The organism is Streptococcus sp. KHUD_017 (assembly GCF_054861245.1).
The window spans coordinates 1,171,694-1,189,666 of the sequence record NZ_CM142175.1 but is presented as its reverse complement, the minus strand read 5'-3'; the positions used below and the strand labels follow the sequence as shown (position 1 = coordinate 1,189,666).

At 40.3% G+C, this 17,973-nt stretch carries 19 protein-coding genes; 18 read left to right on the top strand and 1 reads right to left on the bottom strand.

Features of this window, described 5'->3' with window-relative positions; translation table 11 throughout:
- Positions 1-135: 135 nt before the first annotated feature.
- The 11 genes from ACVAMZ_RS05905 to ACVAMZ_RS05855 all read left to right on the top strand — a co-directional run bounded on the left by ACVAMZ_RS05905 (position 136) and on the right by ACVAMZ_RS05855 (position 8,894).
- The gene (locus ACVAMZ_RS05905; RefSeq protein WP_373115371.1) at positions 136-537 is read left to right on the top strand and encodes a Spx/MgsR family RNA polymerase-binding regulatory protein; all 402 of its coding nucleotides are present in this window, start codon (positions 136-138) and stop codon (positions 535-537) included.
- Entirely contained in the window at positions 538-816 is a 279-nt protein-coding gene (locus ACVAMZ_RS05900; RefSeq protein WP_004252549.1) for a UPF0223 family protein, read from the top strand. It begins immediately after the preceding gene.
- A complete protein-coding gene (locus tag ACVAMZ_RS05895; RefSeq protein ID WP_461684311.1) occupies positions 806-1,573 on the top strand; it encodes an inositol monophosphatase family protein in 768 nt (255 codons plus the stop codon). Before ACVAMZ_RS05900 ends, ACVAMZ_RS05895 begins: the two co-directional genes overlap by 11 nt.
- A gap of 6 nt (positions 1,574-1,579) precedes the next feature.
- Positions 1,580-2,893: an RsmF rRNA methyltransferase first C-terminal domain-containing protein gene (locus ACVAMZ_RS05890; protein WP_461684310.1), complete on the top strand. Its 1,314-nt coding sequence runs from the start codon at positions 1,580-1,582 to the stop codon at positions 2,891-2,893.
- Positions 2,894-3,002: 109 nt separating this feature from the next.
- The gene (locus ACVAMZ_RS05885; protein ID WP_461684309.1) at positions 3,003-3,881 is read left to right on the top strand and encodes a phosphate ABC transporter substrate-binding protein PstS; all 879 of its coding nucleotides are present in this window, start codon (positions 3,003-3,005) and stop codon (positions 3,879-3,881) included.
- Complete coding sequence (gene pstC, locus ACVAMZ_RS05880; protein ID WP_461684308.1) at positions 3,881-4,798, top strand: phosphate ABC transporter permease subunit PstC; 918 nt, start codon at positions 3,881-3,883, stop codon at positions 4,796-4,798. The genes ACVAMZ_RS05885 and pstC overlap by 1 nt, the downstream gene beginning before the upstream one ends.
- Positions 4,788-5,672 (top strand): phosphate ABC transporter permease PstA, encoded by an 885-nt coding sequence (gene pstA / locus ACVAMZ_RS05875; RefSeq protein WP_461684307.1) that lies wholly within the window; start codon positions 4,788-4,790, stop codon positions 5,670-5,672. The genes pstC and pstA overlap by 11 nt, the downstream gene beginning before the upstream one ends.
- Before the next feature lie 10 nt (positions 5,673-5,682).
- Complete coding sequence (gene pstB / locus ACVAMZ_RS05870; RefSeq protein ID WP_461684306.1) at positions 5,683-6,486, top strand: phosphate ABC transporter ATP-binding protein PstB; 804 nt, start codon at positions 5,683-5,685, stop codon at positions 6,484-6,486.
- Positions 6,487-6,498: 12 nt separating this feature from the next.
- A complete protein-coding gene (pstB, locus tag ACVAMZ_RS05865; RefSeq protein ID WP_461684305.1) occupies positions 6,499-7,257 on the top strand; it encodes a phosphate ABC transporter ATP-binding protein PstB in 759 nt (252 codons plus the stop codon).
- 10 nt (positions 7,258-7,267) lie between these two features.
- On the top strand, positions 7,268-7,921 hold the full coding sequence (gene phoU, locus ACVAMZ_RS05860) for a phosphate signaling complex protein PhoU (protein ID WP_414268321.1): 654 nt from the start codon (positions 7,268-7,270) through the stop codon (positions 7,919-7,921).
- Between the two features lie 157 nt (positions 7,922-8,078).
- A complete protein-coding gene (locus ACVAMZ_RS05855; RefSeq protein ID WP_254804356.1) occupies positions 8,079-8,894 on the top strand; it encodes an ABC transporter substrate-binding protein in 816 nt (271 codons plus the stop codon).
- A gap of 118 nt (positions 8,895-9,012) precedes the next feature.
- Here the strand turns inward: ACVAMZ_RS05855 and ACVAMZ_RS05850 are convergent, their stop codons facing one another.
- Positions 9,013-10,341 (bottom strand): aminotransferase-like domain-containing protein, encoded by a 1,329-nt coding sequence (locus ACVAMZ_RS05850; protein WP_461684304.1) that lies wholly within the window; start codon positions 10,339-10,341, stop codon positions 9,013-9,015.
- A gap of 133 nt (positions 10,342-10,474) precedes the next feature.
- Here ACVAMZ_RS05850 and budA point away from each other — a divergent pair, with 133 nt between their 5' ends.
- From budA to ACVAMZ_RS05815, 7 genes are all read left to right on the top strand, one after another.
- The gene (gene budA, locus ACVAMZ_RS05845; protein WP_461684303.1) at positions 10,475-11,203 is read left to right on the top strand and encodes an acetolactate decarboxylase; all 729 of its coding nucleotides are present in this window, start codon (positions 10,475-10,477) and stop codon (positions 11,201-11,203) included.
- Between the two features lie 12 nt (positions 11,204-11,215).
- Complete coding sequence (locus ACVAMZ_RS05840; protein WP_461684302.1) at positions 11,216-11,965, top strand: YhfC family intramembrane metalloprotease; 750 nt, start codon at positions 11,216-11,218, stop codon at positions 11,963-11,965.
- Positions 11,966-12,084: 119 nt separating this feature from the next.
- Positions 12,085-12,990, top strand: coding sequence for a UDP-N-acetylmuramate dehydrogenase (gene murB / locus ACVAMZ_RS05835; RefSeq protein WP_461684301.1), 906 nt, complete (start codon positions 12,085-12,087; stop codon positions 12,988-12,990).
- A gap of 134 nt (positions 12,991-13,124) precedes the next feature.
- Positions 13,125-14,282: an ABC transporter ATP-binding protein gene (locus ACVAMZ_RS05830; RefSeq protein ID WP_036754586.1), complete on the top strand. Its 1,158-nt coding sequence runs from the start codon at positions 13,125-13,127 to the stop codon at positions 14,280-14,282.
- Positions 14,263-15,069, top strand: a complete 807-nt coding sequence (locus ACVAMZ_RS05825; protein ID WP_000754116.1) for an ABC transporter permease — start codon at positions 14,263-14,265, stop codon at positions 15,067-15,069. The genes ACVAMZ_RS05830 and ACVAMZ_RS05825 overlap by 20 nt, the downstream gene beginning before the upstream one ends.
- Positions 15,066-15,839, top strand: coding sequence for an ABC transporter permease (locus ACVAMZ_RS05820; RefSeq protein ID WP_458636128.1), 774 nt, complete (start codon positions 15,066-15,068; stop codon positions 15,837-15,839). Before ACVAMZ_RS05825 ends, ACVAMZ_RS05820 begins: the two co-directional genes overlap by 4 nt.
- The gene (locus ACVAMZ_RS05815; RefSeq protein WP_461684300.1) at positions 15,836-16,906 is read left to right on the top strand and encodes an ABC transporter substrate-binding protein; all 1,071 of its coding nucleotides are present in this window, start codon (positions 15,836-15,838) and stop codon (positions 16,904-16,906) included. The genes ACVAMZ_RS05820 and ACVAMZ_RS05815 overlap by 4 nt, the downstream gene beginning before the upstream one ends.
- Positions 16,907-17,973: the final 1,067 nt, after the last annotated feature.

Sequence of the window (17,973 nt, the reverse complement as noted above, 5' to 3'; positions counted from 1 at the left end):
CATAAAAATGTTTTAAAAGAATGTGCGAAAAACCTATTTTTCTTGAAAAAATAGGTTTTTTTACGGAAATAACTAGTCAAGCGCTTTATTTTTTTGTATAATAGAGTGAGAAAAGTATGCAAAGAAGAGAATAGCATGATTACACTATTTTTATCACCGAGTTGTACATCATGTCGTAAGGCAAAGGCCTGGCTAGATAATCATAAGGTGCCTTTCCAAGAGCACAATATTATGACCAGTCCTTTATCAAGAAAAGAGTTGCAACAAATTCTTTCCTTGACCGAAAACGGTACCGATGACATCATTTCAACTCGTTCAAAAATTTTCCAAAAGTTAAATATCGATGTGGAAAGTATCTCGGTGACGGAGTTGCTTAGTTTAATTGAGCAATACCCTAGTCTTTTGCGTCGTCCTATTATCATTGATGATAAACGTATGCAGATTGGCTTTAATGAAGATGAGATTCGTGCGTTTCTTCCTCGTAGTTACCGTAAGCAAGAATTGAAAGAAGCTACATTAAGAGCTGGTATTAATTAGATGAATAAACAGTATAGTTACCCACTAGATTTGTCGTGGAGCACTGAAGAACTTGCTTCAGTGCTTTCTTTTTTTAATGATGTTGAAGCTGCCTATGAGACACAGGTAGATGCTAAGAAACTATTAGATTCCTACAAGGTATTCAAGTCAGTTGTGCCTAGCAAGAGCGAAGAAAAACGTTTGGGACGTGAGTTTGAATCAGTTAGTGGATACTCTTTCTACCGTGCAGTCCAGTTGGCCAAAGAAAAAGGAGAAGGGAAGATTTCACTTGGAAAATAAATTTACATTTGCCAAAGAAATTGTCAGGGAAGCTGGGGAATACATTCTCCAGCATATGAAAGAAGATCTCCATGTTGAGAGAAAGTCTTCCCCTACAGATTTGGTAACTAAGTTAGATAAAGAAGTTCAAGACTTACTTATTAAAAAAATCCGTTCTCGCTATCCAGATGATCTATTTTGTGCAGAAGAAGGCTGCATGCGTGCAGCAGTAGGACAAGGTTCTGTATGGATTATTGATCCTATTGATGGAACCAACAACTTCGTAGCACAAGGTGAAGATTTTGCCGTTATGCTGGCCTATTTTGAGGATGGTATTGGTAAGTTTGGTATTATTTATGATGTCATGAAAGGTGATTGTTACCATGGTGGAGGAGACTTCCCGCCCTGTCGCAATGACGAACCTTTACCACTCTTTAAAAAGAAACCCTTGAGAGAATTTTTGGTGTCTGGTAATTCTAGAATGCTAGCGACTAACGAATGGGGCTTAGCGGATTTGGGAAATGCTGCACTTGGAACACGAGTTTATGGCAGCGCCGCTATTAGTTTTGCCAAGGTGCTATCAGGTCGACTTTTAACTTATATCACTTATTTACAACCTTGGGATTATGCGGCTGCAAGTATCCTAGGTGAGAGTTTGGGTTATAAGGTTTTTACGATTGCTGGTGAGGAAGTCGATTTTCAAACACGACAGGCCGTTATGATGGTGCCAGTCGAGATGAAAGATGAGATTCAATCCTATATCTATGAAAGGAAATAAACCTACATGCAATTTCCAGATGGATTTGTAAAAAAATACGAAACAATATTGGAAGATGAGGCAAGAGCTTTTCTTGCCTCTTTTGATGATGAGGCCATCTCAGCCTTTCGCAGCAATCCCTTAAAAGAAGCCCAAGGCACTTTCTCTGACCCTATTCCTAACACACCCTGGGGCTACTATGGGAAGGTTTCAGGAAAATCACCAGAACATGTAACTGGCTTGGTCTATTCACAAGAACCTGCCGCACAAATGGTCGCTCAAATAGCTCAGCCAAAACCTGGAATGAAGGTCTTAGACTTGGCAGCGGCTCCCGGTGGGAAATCCACTCAACTGGCCTCCTATCTTGCAGGAGACGGTCTTCTTGTTTCAAATGAGATTTCAAGCAAACGGTCAAAGATTTTAGTTGAAAATATGGAACGTTTTGGTGCGACTAATGTCGTTGTGACCAATGAATCAGCAGACCGTTTAGCCAAGGTTTTTAAAGGCTATTTTGACCTGATCGTTTTAGATGCACCTTGCTCAGGAGAAGGGATGTTTCGTAAACAACCTGACGCTATGGATTATTGGAGTGTCGATTATCCTAGTCAGTGCGCTAGTTTACAACGTGAGATTTTAGCAGATGCTGTTACAATGTTGGCTGAAGGAGGTCAACTTGTCTATTCTACTTGTACCTGGGCGCCAGAAGAAAACGAAGAAATCATTAACTGGCTCATGGATAATTATGACTTTGAACTCATTCCAGTAGAACATATAAATGGTATGACACAAGGAATCAACCAACCTGAGACAGCTAGAATGTACCCTCATCTCTTTAAGGGAGAAGGTCAGTTCGTGGCCCATCTTCAGTTTAAGGGACAAAATCAAGCTGGGAAGTTCAAACCTTCTAAATCCAATCTATCTCGTGAACAGATTTCTTTATGGCAGGATTTTGAGAAAAAACATCTTAATGAAAAACTGACCGGTGTTCTACAAGTTTTCGGAGACCAGCTTTATCTCTTGCCAGAAATCCTACCAGATTTAGGAAAACTTAGAATTGCTCGTAATGGTCTTCATCTCGGGACTTTTAAGAAGAAACGTTTTGAACCAAGTTTTGCTCTTGGCCTAGCTTTAAAACCAAGCCAAGTCAAGCAAGGAATCGAAATTCATCAAGAAGACTTTGTCAAATATGTGGCTGGTGAAACGGTCCAATTAGCTGAAACTCTGCCAAATGGTTGGTACCAAGTTTTGGTTGGTGGAAATGGTCTAGGTTTTGCAAAAGTAACCGGAAATACCTTAAAGAATTATTTCCCTAAGGGTTTGAGGTTTAAGGTGAAAAACTAGTCAAAAACAGTATTCTATGTTATAGTGGAAGTATGGATTTTCCCTGAGAACAATAGAAAATAAGGGCAAAAATTCAAGCTATTCATCATTATTTTCAAGGAGACAAATAGTGAAAAAATTTAAAAAACTCACCATCTCTCTTGCAACTCTTTTACTTGCTGGTTCGCTAGCAGGATGCGCAAGTTGGATTGATCGTGGGGAGTCTATGACGGCTGTCGGTTCAACTGCCCTTCAACCTTTAGTCGAGGCGGCAGCAGATGAATTTGCGTCCGCACACGTTGGTAAAACAGTCAATGTTCAAGGCGGTGGTTCAGGTACAGGTCTGTCTCAAGTCCAGTCTGGAGCAGTAGACGTCGGTAACTCGGATGTATTTGCCGAGGAAAAAGACGGAATCAATGCTACGGCCTTAGTTGACCACAAGGTAGCTGTTGCGGGAATAGCTGTTATCATCAACAAAGAAGTAGATGTTGATAATCTTACGACAGAACAACTTCGCAAAATTTTTACAGGAGAAATCACTAATTGGAAGGAAGTCGGCGGTAAGGATTTAGCTATTTCTATTATCAACCGTGCTGCGAGCTCAGGTTCTCGTGCGACTTTTGACAGTGTGATTATGAATGGTCAGTCAGCGGTTCAAAGTCAGGAGCAGGATTCTAACGGTATGGTGAAGTCCATCGTTTCCCAAACACCGGGTGCTATTTCATACCTTGCCTTTGCTTATGTTGATGATTCTGTTGGGACCATCAAACTCAATGGTTATGAGCCAATCTCAGAAAACGTTACAACGAATAACTGGCCTTTGTGGTCTTATGAACATATGTATACACTTGGTGAGCCAAATGAATTGGTTGCCGAATTCCTAAACTTTGTCATTTCAGACGAAGCTCAGAATGGAATCGTAAAAGGAATGGGCTATATTTCTGTCAAGGAAATGAAGGTTGAAAAAGATGCTGCAGGTACTGTGACAGCGCTAGAAGGGAGCCAATAATGAATCAAGAAGAATTATCAAAAAAATTGCTCTCTCCTTCAAAAAACTCTCGTCTTGAGAAATTAGGAAAAGGGCTAACCTTTGCCTGCCTTTCTTTGATTGTTATTATTGTTGCAATGATTTTGATCTTTGTAGCCCAAAAAGGTTTGTCCACCTTCTTTGTTAATGGTGTGAATATCTTTGATTTTCTTTTTGGTGCAACTTGGAATCCGTCAGGTAAACAATTTGGTGCCCTTCCAATGATTTTAGGTTCCTTTATTGTTACCATCCTGTCAGCTCTTATTGCAACACCATTTGCCATTGGTGCAGCAGTCTTTATGACAGAAGTGTCTCCAAAAGGAGCTAAGATTTTGCAACCTGCTATTGAACTCTTAGTTGGGATTCCTTCAGTAGTTTATGGATTTATCGGTTTGCAGGTCGTGGTACCATTTGTACGTACTGTCTTTGGTGGAACAGGTTTCGGTATTTTATCAGGAATTTTTGTTCTCTTTGTTATGATTTTGCCGACTGTAACCTTCATGACAACAGATAGCCTACGTGCGGTTCCTCGTCACTACCGTGAAGCAAGTTTAGCAATGGGAGCGACTCGTTGGCAAACCATCTGGCGTGTAACCTTGAAGGCTGCTCGTTCAGGTATTTTTACGGCTGTAGTCTTTGGTATGGCGCGTGCTTTCGGTGAAGCCCTGGCTATTCAGATGGTTGTTGGTAACTCAGCAGTTGTTCCAACTTCATTGACGACACCAGCAGCGACTCTGACATCTGTTTTGACCATGGGAATCGGTAATACCGTTATGGAAACTGTTGATAATAATGTTCTTTGGTCACTGGCCTTAGTATTGCTTTTGATGAGCTTGGCCTTTAACAGTGTGATTAAATTGATTACAAAAGAGAGAGGAAAGAAAAACTATGCACGCTAAGAAATTAGATAAACTTGCAACAGCTGTCCTCTACACCATCGCAGGAATCATTGTGGCCATTCTAGCTTCCTTGATTCTTTATATCTTGGTTCGAGGCTTACCTCATGTTTCTTGGTCATTCTTGACTGGAAAATCATCCTCCTATCAAGCAGGTGGTGGTATTGGGATTCAGCTCTATAATTCCTTTTTCCTTTTGGTGATTACTTTATTTATCTCAGTCCCTTTATCAATGGGGGCTGGAATTTTCCTAGCAGAGTATGCAAAAAAAGGTCGGATTACAAATTTTGTACGAACTTGTATTGAAATCTTGTCTTCGCTCCCATCCGTAGTTGTGGGACTCTTTGGTTACCTCATCTTTGTAGTCCAGTTCGAGTATGGATTTTCTATTATTTCAGGTGCCTTGGCTTTGACCGTCTTTAATCTTCCACAGATGACTCGTAACGTTGAAGATAGTTTGAAACACGTTCACCATACGCAACGTGAAGCTGGTTTGGCGCTGGGACTTTCTCGTTGGGAAACTGTCCTTCATGTCGTGATTCCTGAAGCTCTACCTGGTATTGTAACGGGGATCGTGCTTGCATCAGGTCGTATCTTTGGTGAAGCTGCAGCCCTTATCTATACAGCAGGTCAATCTGCACCAGCTCTTGACTGGTCTAACTGGAATGTTCTCAGCGTAAGTAGTCCAATCTCAATCTTCCGTCAAGCAGAAACCTTGGCTGTCCATATCTGGAAAGTCAATAGTGAAGGAACTATTCCTGATGGAACTTTGGTTTCAGCAGGTTCTGCTGCGGTGCTCCTCATCTTTATCTTGATCTTTAACTTTGGAGCACGTAAACTCGGAAGCTATCTACATAAGAAATTAACCGCAGCCTAAAGGAGAAGCCATGTCAAAATATAATTGGGATGAAAGGCATATCATTACTTTTCCAGAAGAAAAAGTGGCCCTCTCTACGAAGGATTTACATGTTTACTACGGTAAAAATGAATCCATCAAGGGCGTGGATATGCAATTCGAAAAAAATAAAATTACGGCCTTGATTGGTCCGTCGGGATCTGGGAAATCAACCTACCTACGCAGTCTCAATCGTATGAATGATACCATTGATATTGCTAAGGTTACAGGACAAATTCTCTATCAGGGAATCGACGTTAACCGCCCTGAAATCAATGTTTATGAAATGCGTAAACATATTGGAATGGTTTTTCAACGTCCAAACCCATTTGCTAAATCAATCTACCGCAACATCACCTTTGCACATGAACGTGCAGGAGTTAAGGACAAGAAGGTCCTTGATGATATTGTAGAAACCTCTCTTCGCCAGGCTGCCCTCTGGGACCAGGTCAAAGATGACCTCCATAAGTCAGCCTTGATGCTTTCAGGTGGTCAGCAGCAACGTCTCTGTATCGCGCGTGCTATTTCTGTAAAACCAGACATCCTCTTAATGGATGAGCCGGCATCAGCCTTGGATCCGATTGCGACAGCTCAGCTAGAGGAAACTATGCTTGAGTTGAAGAAGGACTTTACCATCATCATCGTGACCCACAGTATGCAACAGGCTGCGCGTGCAAGTGACTACACTGGATTTTTCTACTTAGGTGATTTAATTGAGTACGATAAAACGTCAAACATTTTCCAAAATGCGAAGCTACAGTCTACCAATGACTATGTAACTGGACACTTTGGTTAGAAAGGAAACAGTATGACAGAACCGATTTTGCAGGTTAAAGACCTGTCTGTTTATTACAACAAAAAGAAGGCTTTGAATAGTGTTTCCTTATCTTTCCAACCCAAGGAAATTACAGCCCTTATCGGTCCCTCTGGATCTGGGAAATCAACACTGCTCAAGGCTATCAATCGTATGGGAGATTTAAATCCTGAAGTGACGACAACTGGATCAGTGGTTTATAATGGGCACAATATCTATAGCCCTCGTACTGATACGGTTGAATTACGTAAGGAAATCGGGATGGTTTTCCAACAACCCAATCCATTCCCAATGTCTATCTACGAAAATGTTGTTTATGGACTAAGAATTAATGGAGAGAAAGACAAGCAAGTCTTGGATGAAGCTGTGGAGAAAGCTTTACAGCGTGCTTCAATCTGGGATGAGGTCAAGGACCGCTTGCATGATTCAGCTATTGGACTTTCAGGTGGACAACAACAACGTGTTTGTGTAGCCCGTGTATTGGCGACTAGTCCAAAGATTATCCTTTTGGATGAGCCGACCTCAGCCTTAGACCCTATTTCAGCTGGGAAAATCGAAGAAACCCTATATAGTCTCAAGGACAAGTACACCATGCTATTGGTTACTCGTTCCATGCAGCAAGCATCTCGAATCTCTGATAAAACAGGCTTTTTCCTCAATGGAGATTTGATTGAATTTAACGATACCAAGGAAATGTTCCTCTATCCAAAACATAAGGAAACAGAAGATTACATTTCAGGTAAATTTGGATAAGGAGAAAAAGATGTTACGATCTCAATTTGAAGAAGATTTAGAGAAATTGCATAACCAATTCTACGCTATGGGACAAGAAGTTCTTTCCCAAATCAATCGTACTGTACGTGCTTTTGTCACCCATGACCGTGACTTGGCTAAAGAAGTCATCGAGCAAGACGCAGAAGTCAATGAATACGAATTGAAACTTGAAAAGAAATCATTTGAAATCATTGCCCTTCAACAGCCAGTATCACAAGACTTACGTACAGTTCTAACAGTTCTAAAGGCAGTTTCAGACTTGGAACGTATGGGTGACCACGCAGTATCCATTGCTGAGGCAACCATTCGTATGAAGGGTGAACAACGTATCCCAGCTGTCGAAGAAGAAATCAAAAAAATGGGACGTGATGTTAAAGATTTCGTAGAAACAACCCTTGAACTTTACCTAAACGGTTCAGTTGATAAGGCCTATGAAGTTGCAACCATGGATGAAAAAATCAACCATTACTTTGGAAATATTCGTGATTTGGCAACTGAAGAAATCAGAAAGAATCCAGATGCTATCGTCACAGGTCGTGATTACTTCCAAGTGATTTCATACTTGGAGCGCATCGGTGACTATGCAAAAAATATCTGTGAATGGGTTGTTTACTTTGAAACAGGTAAAATTGTAGAATTGTAAAATTGATTAAATATACAGAAAAAGGAGTTGAATAATGAATAAAAGCTTCTTTTTTTGTTTAAGAAAATGAAAAAATAAATAAATATTAAATTTATACTTGACAAACAAGGTTTGCTGAGTTATAATTATACAAAATTGACAGAGAGGTTGTTTATTTATGAAATTAAAAAAATGGATATTTGTCTTATGTAGTTTTCTTGCAAGTTTCTTTTTAGTTGCTTGCCAATCATCTAGCTCAAGCTCACAGTCTGCAGTAGAGGCAATCAAACAAAAAGGTAAATTAGTGGTCGCAACTAGCCCAGACTATGCACCATTTGAATTTCAAGCACTTGTGGATGGCAAGAACCAAGTCGTCGGTGCTGATATTGATATGGCACAAGCTATCGCTGATGAACTTGGGGTGAAATTGGAAGTTTCCAGCATGAGTTTTGATAATGTCTTGACCAGTCTTCAAACAGGGAAAGCAGATTTGGCCATTGCGGGAATTAGTGCAACTGAAGAAAGAAAAGAAGTCTTTGATTTCTCAATTCCTTACTATGAAAACAAAATTAGCTTCCTAATCAGAAAAACTGATCTTGAAAAATACAAAGATTTGGATTCTTTAGCAAGTGCAAATATAGCAGCTCAAAAAGGAACTGTCCCTGAATCTATGGTCAAAGAGCAACTTCCTAAAGCGCAGTTGACTTCATTGACAAATATGGGTGAAGCTGTTAATGAACTTCAATCAGGTAAGGTTGATGCTGTTCATATGGACGAGCCAGTAGCCCTCAGCTATGCAACAAAAAATGCTGACTTGGCTGTCGCAACAGTAAGCTTAACTATGAAAGAAGGCGAAGAAAATGCAGTTGCTATCAAGAAAGGAAACTCAGATTTGAAGGAAGTAGTTGATAAGGTTATTCAAAAACTGAAAGATGACGGTACTTATCAAACATATCTTGAAAAAGCTGCTAAGCTAACAGAAGTAGAGCAATAAAAAATAACAGAGGCTGGGACAAAAGTCCTAGCCTCTCAATTGTCATTGGATTATCAAGCAAGACGCAGTGGTTGAGTGGGCTCTACTACGCTGATTTCATCAGCTTTTACAGCCTTACTCAACTGTGCGGAGGTGGGACGACGAAATCGAATTCTAACGAATTACCGATTTCTGTCCCACTCTCTGTTTTTAAGTAATTTAATGTTGTTTCAAGATTTTCTAAAGGAACCTTAGCAAATTGATATGGGCAAGTCTCTATGTAGGACGATTCGAAAAAGTCTAGATTTAAAGAGCTATGTTTGAGGCTTGCAATCTTAGGATAGTTCCTGAGATCAAGCAAAAGCCCATCATGGAGAGGATAGTTTGGTAGGGAAAGGGGATAAGATTTTAATAGCTTATGAATGAAGTCTTGACTTTTCTCTTGCAGTGCCAATCTCGCTACTCTATTTTTTTCAAAAAGCTGACTATCAATATAGAGTGATAAAGCCTTTTGCATAATGAGGTTGTTATCATAGTCCAGAATGTTTTTATAGGCCACAAAAGGCCCTTTAATAGGATTTGGAAGTATGAGAGCAGTGATTCGAAGTGCGGGGAAAATACTTGTTGAAAAAGACTTGATGTAGATGACCAAATCATTTTGGTCCAAATAATGAAAGGTTTGTCCCATTTTAGGATCTAGATCCCCCAGATAATCATCTTCAACGATATAAATTTGATATTTGGCTGCTAGATTAAGGATAGCACGTTTCTCCTCTTCAGAATAAGAATGTCCCAGCGGATAGTGGAATCGAGGAATGGTGTAGAAAAATTTAATGTTACCACTTTTAAAATGTTTCTCAAGTTCTTTCAGGTCAATGCCATCCACGCGACGTTCAATGGTTTGATAGGGAAGATTTTGAGCCAGCAGAAGTTGGTTCATTCTGTGATAGGTTGGTTGTTCGACCAGTATTTCTTGGCCCTTACCTGGAAAGTCAATTTGAGAAAGAATAAACAGTGCTTGCTGGGTTCCAGTTGTCATGACTAATTGATTGGGTTTACTATAGATAGCTTGGTCAAACAGTAGTTTCTGAACAGACTTTCGTAATTCTTCTAAACCCTCTTGGTGTTCATAGTAGTTGTAGAGATAATTTTCTCGACCGATTAAGCTTTCATTGACACAAAGACGAAAATCATCATAGGCAGCAGCATGTTCGTCATTGACCGAGATAACGAGGTCTTCGTGGCTAGCTTGTTGTTCTAAAACATAATAGCCACTTTGAGGTTTGGAGTAAATGTATTTCTCGTATCGGAGTTCCAAAAGTGCACGCTGCACAGTATCTTTACTACAGTGGAAGTCTTGACTGAGTTTTCGGATAGAAGGTAGACGACTTCCTGTTTGAAGTTTTCCTGATTCAATCTCTTCTTTTAGATAGTGAACAACTTGTTCGTACTTACTTTCTTGCTTCATTCCAGACCTCTCTTGATTTTGTTACATTGTACCCTTTTTTTAGTTGTTTGGCAATGTTAAAAGGCTTTCCAACGTTCAATTTTAAGAAGAAATGTGATATACTTAGTAAGTAAAATTTTCAAAGAAGAGTGAGATGATAAAGGTGCAAGAACCAGTTAAATTATTCCAATACAATACTTTGGGAGCTTTGATGGCAGGACTTTACGGCGGGACCATGACAGTTGGTGAGTTACTCGAACATGGAGATTTAGGGCTAGGAACCTTGGACTCTATTGATGGGGAGTTAATTGTCTTAGATGGTAAAGCCTATCAAGCTAAGGGTTCAGGTGAGAAGCCTGAAATCGTTGAAGTTTCACCAGACGCGCTGATTCCCTATGCAGCAGTTGTACCCCACCAGGCAGAAGTTATTTTCCGCCAGCGTTTTGAAATGACTGATAATGAACTAGAAAAACGTATTGAGTCCTACTATGATGGAGAAAATCTTTTCCGTTCGATTAAGATTCATGGTGATTTTAAACACATGCATGTTCGCATGATTCCAAAATCGACAAGCGAAACGAAATTTGCTGAGGTTGCGACTCATCAGCCTGAATATAGTTGCGAAAATGTCTCTGGGACTATCGTTGGATTCTGGACACCTGAAATTTTCCATGGCGTCAGTGTCGCAGGCTATCATTTGCATTTTATTTCAGATGACCTAACCTTTGGTGGTCACGTCATGGACTTTGTCATCAAGGAAGGAATCGTAGAGGTTGGAGCTGTCGATCAGTTGGATCAACGTTTCCCTGTCCAGGATCGTCAGTACCTCTTTGCTAAGTTCAATGTTGATGAGATGAAAAAAGATATCGATCAGGCTGAATAAAAGGAGAAAAGTATGAAAATTCATGTAATAATCACAATGATAGCTTTATTTGTATTTCTCATAGCTGCCATTTGGTTCGCAAAAAAGAAGTACAAGATTAACCTTTCAGTTTTAGGACTTGGGGCAGTTGCATTTTTTGTCTCATCTCAAGTACTTGAGAAAATTGTTCACCTTTTGGTCCTTCATCCACAAAAAGATGGGACAGTTCCACTCATGACGGAAAATCCCCTTCTCTATGTGATTTACGGGGTCTGTATGGCTGCTTTGTTTGAAGAAACGGCTCGACTTGTCTTCTTTAAATGGTTAGAGAAGAAGAGAGCTTTGGAAGATTCGGATGCCCTCGCCTATGGACTTGGTCATGGTGGCTTAGAATTGCTCTACCTCGGAATGGGTAGCTTGATTAGTCTTTTGATTCTCTTTTCGTTATTAGAGTCTTCAAATCCCGATGTAGCAAATCTCCTTCCAAAAACCACACTTGAAACAGTTCAGTCCCTATCTGTATGGCAAGTTTATTTACTAGGTGTTGAACGTGTGCTTGCTCTTGTTATGCAAATTGGTCTCTCTTTCTGGGTTTATCAAGCAGTCCGTCAAAAGAATTGGATTTATCTAGTAGCTGCCTATGGTCTACATGCCCTATTTGATTTGGCTCCAAGTCTATCTCAGGTTGGTTGGATTTCAAATCCGCTTCTTGTTGAAGGATTGTTAGCAGTGGAAGTTGTTCTATTTGTATACTTTACAAAAACTATCTTGTATAAAAAATAATCATGCAAAAGAGGTCTGACCTCTTTTTTACTTGTCTGAATAAAAAAGCTTTTTCAAATCGTCGAAAAAAATCGCTAAAAATGGTATAATGGAATGAATTTTATTAAAGGATAAGAAAGATGACTGTATTAGATAAATTAAAAGAAACCTTAGAAGGAATTGATATTCGATTCGATGAGCCATTGAAAACTTATACCTATACCAAAGTCGGAGGGAAGGCAGATTACTTAGCTTTTCCTCGCAATCATTATGAGATGGCCCGTGTGGTTAAGTTTGCTAATCAAGAAAATATCCCATGGATGGTTCTTGGAAATGCCAGTAATATTATCGTCCGAGAAGGCGGAATTCGTGGCTTTGTCATTATGTGTGACAAGCTCAACAATGTTTCAGTCGATGGTTACACCATTGAAGCAGAAGCGGGAGCTAACCTGATTGAGACTACTCGAATCGCTCTACGCCATAGTTTGACAGGATTTGAGTTTGCCTGTGGCATTCCAGGAAGCGTCGGTGGAGCTGTCTTTATGAATGCTGGTGCTTATGGAGGTGAGATTGCTCATATTTTGCAGTCTTGCAAAGTATTGACCAAGGATGGGGAAATCGAGACTTTATCAGCCAAGGACTTGGCCTTTGGTTACCGTCATTCAGCTATTCAAGATTCTGGAGCAGTAGTCTTATCAGCTAAATTTGCACTATCTCCAGGGAATTATGAGATTATTAATCAAGAAATGGGCCGCTTGACCCACCTTCGTGAACTCAAACAACCCTTGGAATATCCATCATGTGGTTCTGTCTTTAAACGTCCAGTTGGGCATTTTGCAGGACAATTGATTTCAGAAGCTGGTTTGAAGGGCTACCGTATCGGTGGTGTCGAAGTCTCAGAAAAACATGCAGGCTTTATGATTAATGTAGCCGATGGGACTGCAAGAGATTATGAAGACTTAATTGAGTCTGTCATTGAAAAAGTTAAAGAACATTCAGGTGTTACCTTAGAGCGAGAAGTTCGTATCTTGGGTGAACACGAATAACATTATTATTAAACATTATACAAAGATTGGGATTCTATCGCTAGATATGGTTTGGGTCAATTCCTTACAGTTATTGCTAGCATTTAACAAGGTCCCAATCTGTTAATTTACGAAGAAAAAGGAATTTAGAGGAATTGAAAAAACCAATTATCGAATTCAGAAACGTTTCTAAAGTTTTTGAAGATAGTGACACTAAGGTTCTCAAGGATATTAACTTTGAGTTGGAAGAAGGAAAATTTTATACACTGCTAGGAGCTTCTGGTTCAGGAAAATCAACCATCCTAAATATCATTGCAGGTTTGCTGGATGCAACGACGGGTGATATTTTGCTAGACGGTGTTCGTATCAATGACATCCCGACCAATAAGCGCGATGTTCACACGGTCTTCCAATCTTACGCCTTGTTCCCGCACATGAATGTCTTTGAAAATGTTGCCTTTCCATTGCGATTGCGCAAGGTCGATAAAAAAGAAATCGAAAAACGTGTCTTAGAAGTTCTCAAGATGGTACAGCTTGAAGGCTATGAAAAACGTTCTATCCGTAGGTTATCTGGAGGCCAACGTCAGCGTGTAGCTATTGCGCGTGCGATTATCAACCAGCCTCGAGTGGTACTCTTGGATGAGCCCTTGTCAGCACTTGACTTGAAACTGCGGACAGACATGCAGTACGAACTACGTGAACTGCAACAACGCTTGGGCATCACTTTTGTCTTTGTTACTCACGATCAGGAAGAAGCCTTGGCCATGAGCGACTGGATTTTTGTTATGAATGACGGTGAGATTGTTCAGTCTGGGACACCAGTTGACATCTACGACGAGCCTATCAATCACTTTGTAGCCACCTTTATCGGTGAATCAAATATCTTGCCAGGAACCATGATTGAGGACTACTTGGTCGAGTTCAATGGCAAACGATTTGAAGCGGTCGACGGTGGGATGAAGCCAAATGAACCGGTCGAGGTCGTTATTCGTCCAGAGGACTTGCGTATTACTCTGCCAGAAGAAGGAAAGCTTCAAGTTAAGGTCGATACTCAGCTCTTCCGTGGGGTTCACTATGAGATTATCGCCTATGATGAACTTGGGAATGAATGGATGATTCACTCAACTCGTAAGGCCATCGTTGGTGAGGAAATCGGTCTGGACTTTGAACCAGAAGACATCCACATCATGCGTCTCAATGAAACAGAAGAAGAGTTCGATGCTCGTATCGAAGAGTACGTAGAAATCGAAGAGCATGAAGCAGGTTTAATTAACGCTATTGAGGAGGAAAGAGATGAAGAAAACAACCTCTAAACTCTTTGTAGTGCCCTACATGCTTTGGATTGCACTCTTTGTATTGGCACCCTTGGTCTTGATTTTTGGACAATCCTTTTTCAACATCGAAGGTCAGTTTAGTTTAGAAAACTATAAATCCTATTTTGCGTCACAAAACTTAACCTATCTTAAAATGAGTTTTAACTCAGTGCTCTATGCAGGGATTGTGACTTTAGTGACGCTTCTCATCAGCTATCCAACAGCCCTCTTTTTGACTCGTCTCAAACACCGTCAACTCTGGCTCATGCTAATCATTTTGCCAACTTGGATCAACCTACTCCTTAAGGCTTATGCCTTTATCGGGATTTTTGGTCAAAATGGCTCTATTAATCAATTTCTAGAATTCATCGGAATTGGTTCTCAGCAGTTGCTATTTACAGATTTCTCATTTATCTTTGTAGCAAGCTACATCGAGCTTCCATTTATGATTTTGCCCATCTTCAATGTTTTGGATGATATGGATAATAATCTCATCAATGCCAGCTATGACCTCGGTGCGACCAAGTGGGAAACCTTCCGTCATGTCATCTTCCCTCTGTCTATGAACGGGGTGCGAAGCGGAGTCCAATCTGTCTTTATCCCAAGTTTGAGTCTCTTCATGTTGACGCGTTTGATTGGGGGGAACCGAGTGATTACTTTGGGGACTGCCATCGAGCAGAACTTCTTGACCAATGACAACTATGGTATGGGTTCAACTATCGGTGTTGTTCTTATCCTAACCATGTTTATCACTATGTGGGTGACTAAGGAAAGGAGAGAACGATGAAAAAGTTTGCAAATCTCTATCTAGCCTTTGTCTTTATCGTCCTTTATTTGCCAATCTTTTACCTGATCGGATATGCCTTCAATGCCGGGGATGATATGAACAGCTTTACAGGCTTTAGTTTGTCTCACTTTGAAACCATGTTTGGTGATGGAAGGCTCATGCTCATCTTGGTTCAAACCTTTTTACTAGCTTTTCTATCAGCTTTGATTGCGACAGTGATTGGTACCTTTGGTGCTATCTACATCTATCAATCACGTAAAAAGTACCAAGAAGCCTTTCTATCTCTTAATAACATTTTGATGGTTGCACCCGACGTTATGATTGGTGCTAGCTTCTTGATTCTCTTTACCCAACTCAAGTTTTCGCTTGGTTTTCTGACAGTCTTGTCCAGTCACGTGGCCTTCTCGATTCCTATCGTAGTGCTTATGGTCTTGCCACGATTGAAAGAGATGAATGGAGATATGATTCATGCGGCCTATGACCTTGGAGCTAGCCAGTTCCAAATGTTCAAGGAAATCATGCTTCCTTACCTAACGCCTTCTATCATTGCAGGTTACTTCATGGCTTTCACCTATTCCCTAGATGACTTTGCCGTAACCTTCTTTGTAACGGGTAATGGATTTTCAACCTTGTCAGTCGAGATCTACTCTCGAGCTCGTAAGGGAATTTCGCTTGAAATCAATGCTCTTTCAGCCTTGGTCTTTCTCTTTAGTATTATTCTAGTAGTTGGATATTACTTCATTTCACGTGAGAAGGAGGAGCAAGCATGAAACGACTCTATTCATTTTTAGCAGGAATTTTAGCCATTATCCTTGTCTTATGGGGAATTTCCTATCATCTTGATAGCAAAATCAATAGTCGTGACAGCCAAAAATTGGTTATCTACAACTGGGGAGATTATATCGACCCTGAACTTCTAGAGAAATTTACAGAAGAAACAGGAATCCAAGTTCAGTACGAGACCTTTGATTCCAACGAAGCCATGTACACGAAAATCAAGCAGGGTGGGACAACCTATGATATTGCTATCCCAAGTGAGTACATGATTAACAAAATGAAGGATGAAGACCTCTTGGTTCCACTAGATTATAGTAAAATTGAGGGAATTGAGAATATTGGTCCAGAATTTCTCAACCAGTCCTTTGACACAAACAATGAATATTCTATACCATACTTCTGGGGAACTCTGGGAATTGTCTACAATGAAACCATGGTGGAAGAAGCGCCTGAACATTGGGACGACCTCTGGAAACCAGAATACAAGGATTCGATCATGCTCTTTGATGGGGCGCGTGAAGTGCTTGGTTTAGGTCTTAACTCATTAGGCTATAGCCTCAACTCAAAAGATCCTCAACAACTATCACAAACGGTTGATAAACTGTATGAGCTAACTCCTAATATTAAGGCAATTGTGGCGGATGAGATGAAGGGTTACATGATTCAGAACAATGCTGCTATCGGTGTGACCTTCTCAGGGGAAGCTAGCCAGATGTTGGAAAAGAATCCTAACCTCAAATATGTCGTGCCGACAGAAGCAAGTAACCTCTGGTTTGATAACATGGTTATTCCTAAAACTGTCAAGAACCAAGATGCAGCTTATGCCTTTATCAACTTCATGTTGAAGCCTGAAAATGCTCTTAAGAATGCAGAGTATGTGGGCTATTCAACACCAAACAATGCTGCTAAGGAAATGCTCCCAGAGGAGACAAAAGAGGACAAGTCCTTCTATCCAGATGCAGACACTATGAAACACCTCGAAGTTTATGAAAAATTTGACCATAAATGGACAGGAATCTATAGTGACCTCTTCCTACAGTTTAAGATGTATCGGAAGTAGGAGTAGATATAAAGAAAACGAATCAGTTAAGCTGGTTCGTTTTTTGTTTAAAAAAATTTATATTTGGGCTTGACAAAAGGAATTTTAATGATAAAATAGTATCCTTTATACATTTAGGAGGAAAAAAATATGTGATTTATTTGGTATTCAGAAATGAAAACTCTTACAAAGTATGATATACTAGTAGTAGTTTCCAATAGGTTATATCTAGTGCTTGTTATAGGTTTACATACAAGATATGGGGTATAGATACCTATCTACCTCGAGAGGGGACGGAAACTTTTTTTGTCATTAAACAAATTCCTTCTTTCTATTACCGTATAGATACCTATCTACCTCGAGAGGGGACGGAAACTTTGTATCAACTCCCATGTGTTTCCTCCTTTTGTAGCTAAAAGTATAGATACCTATCTACCTCGAGAGGGGACGGAAACAGTCACCGTCATTATACGGATTAGCTTCGGTCACCGTATAGATACCTATCTACCTCGAGAGGGGACGGAAACTTAACATATCCGTAATTATCACATTGCAAATGATATTCATTGTATAGATACCTATCTACCTCGAGAGGGGACGGAAACACTGTGATTTCTGGACGACCGATAACGTTGATTTTGTGTATAGCTTCCTATCTACCTCGTCAGGGGCCGGAAACAATTGTTCTGTTGGAAAGATTACGTCTTGCGTTTGGTATAGCTCCCTATCTACCTCGAGAGGGGACGGAAACCTACGAATTTTTCTTACTAAAATTGATTTCATTTTTCGTATAGATACCTATCTACCTCGAGAGGGGACGGAAACTCCTCCGAACCCTTTTGGGCTTTCTTTTATCTTTCTATTTGTATAGATACCTATCTACCTCGAGAGGGGCCGGAAACGGTCAGTTAGACCGAGCTTTATTGTAGTTTTCATAGTATAGATACCTATCTACCTCTAGAGGGGACGGAAACTACTTCTTTCAAGCCTTTGTTCGCCTGCTTGAGTGCAGAGTGTATAGATACCTATCTACCTCGAGAGGGACGGAAACACCCAGTAAAGTTTGCAAAAGCCATTTTATATCCTGT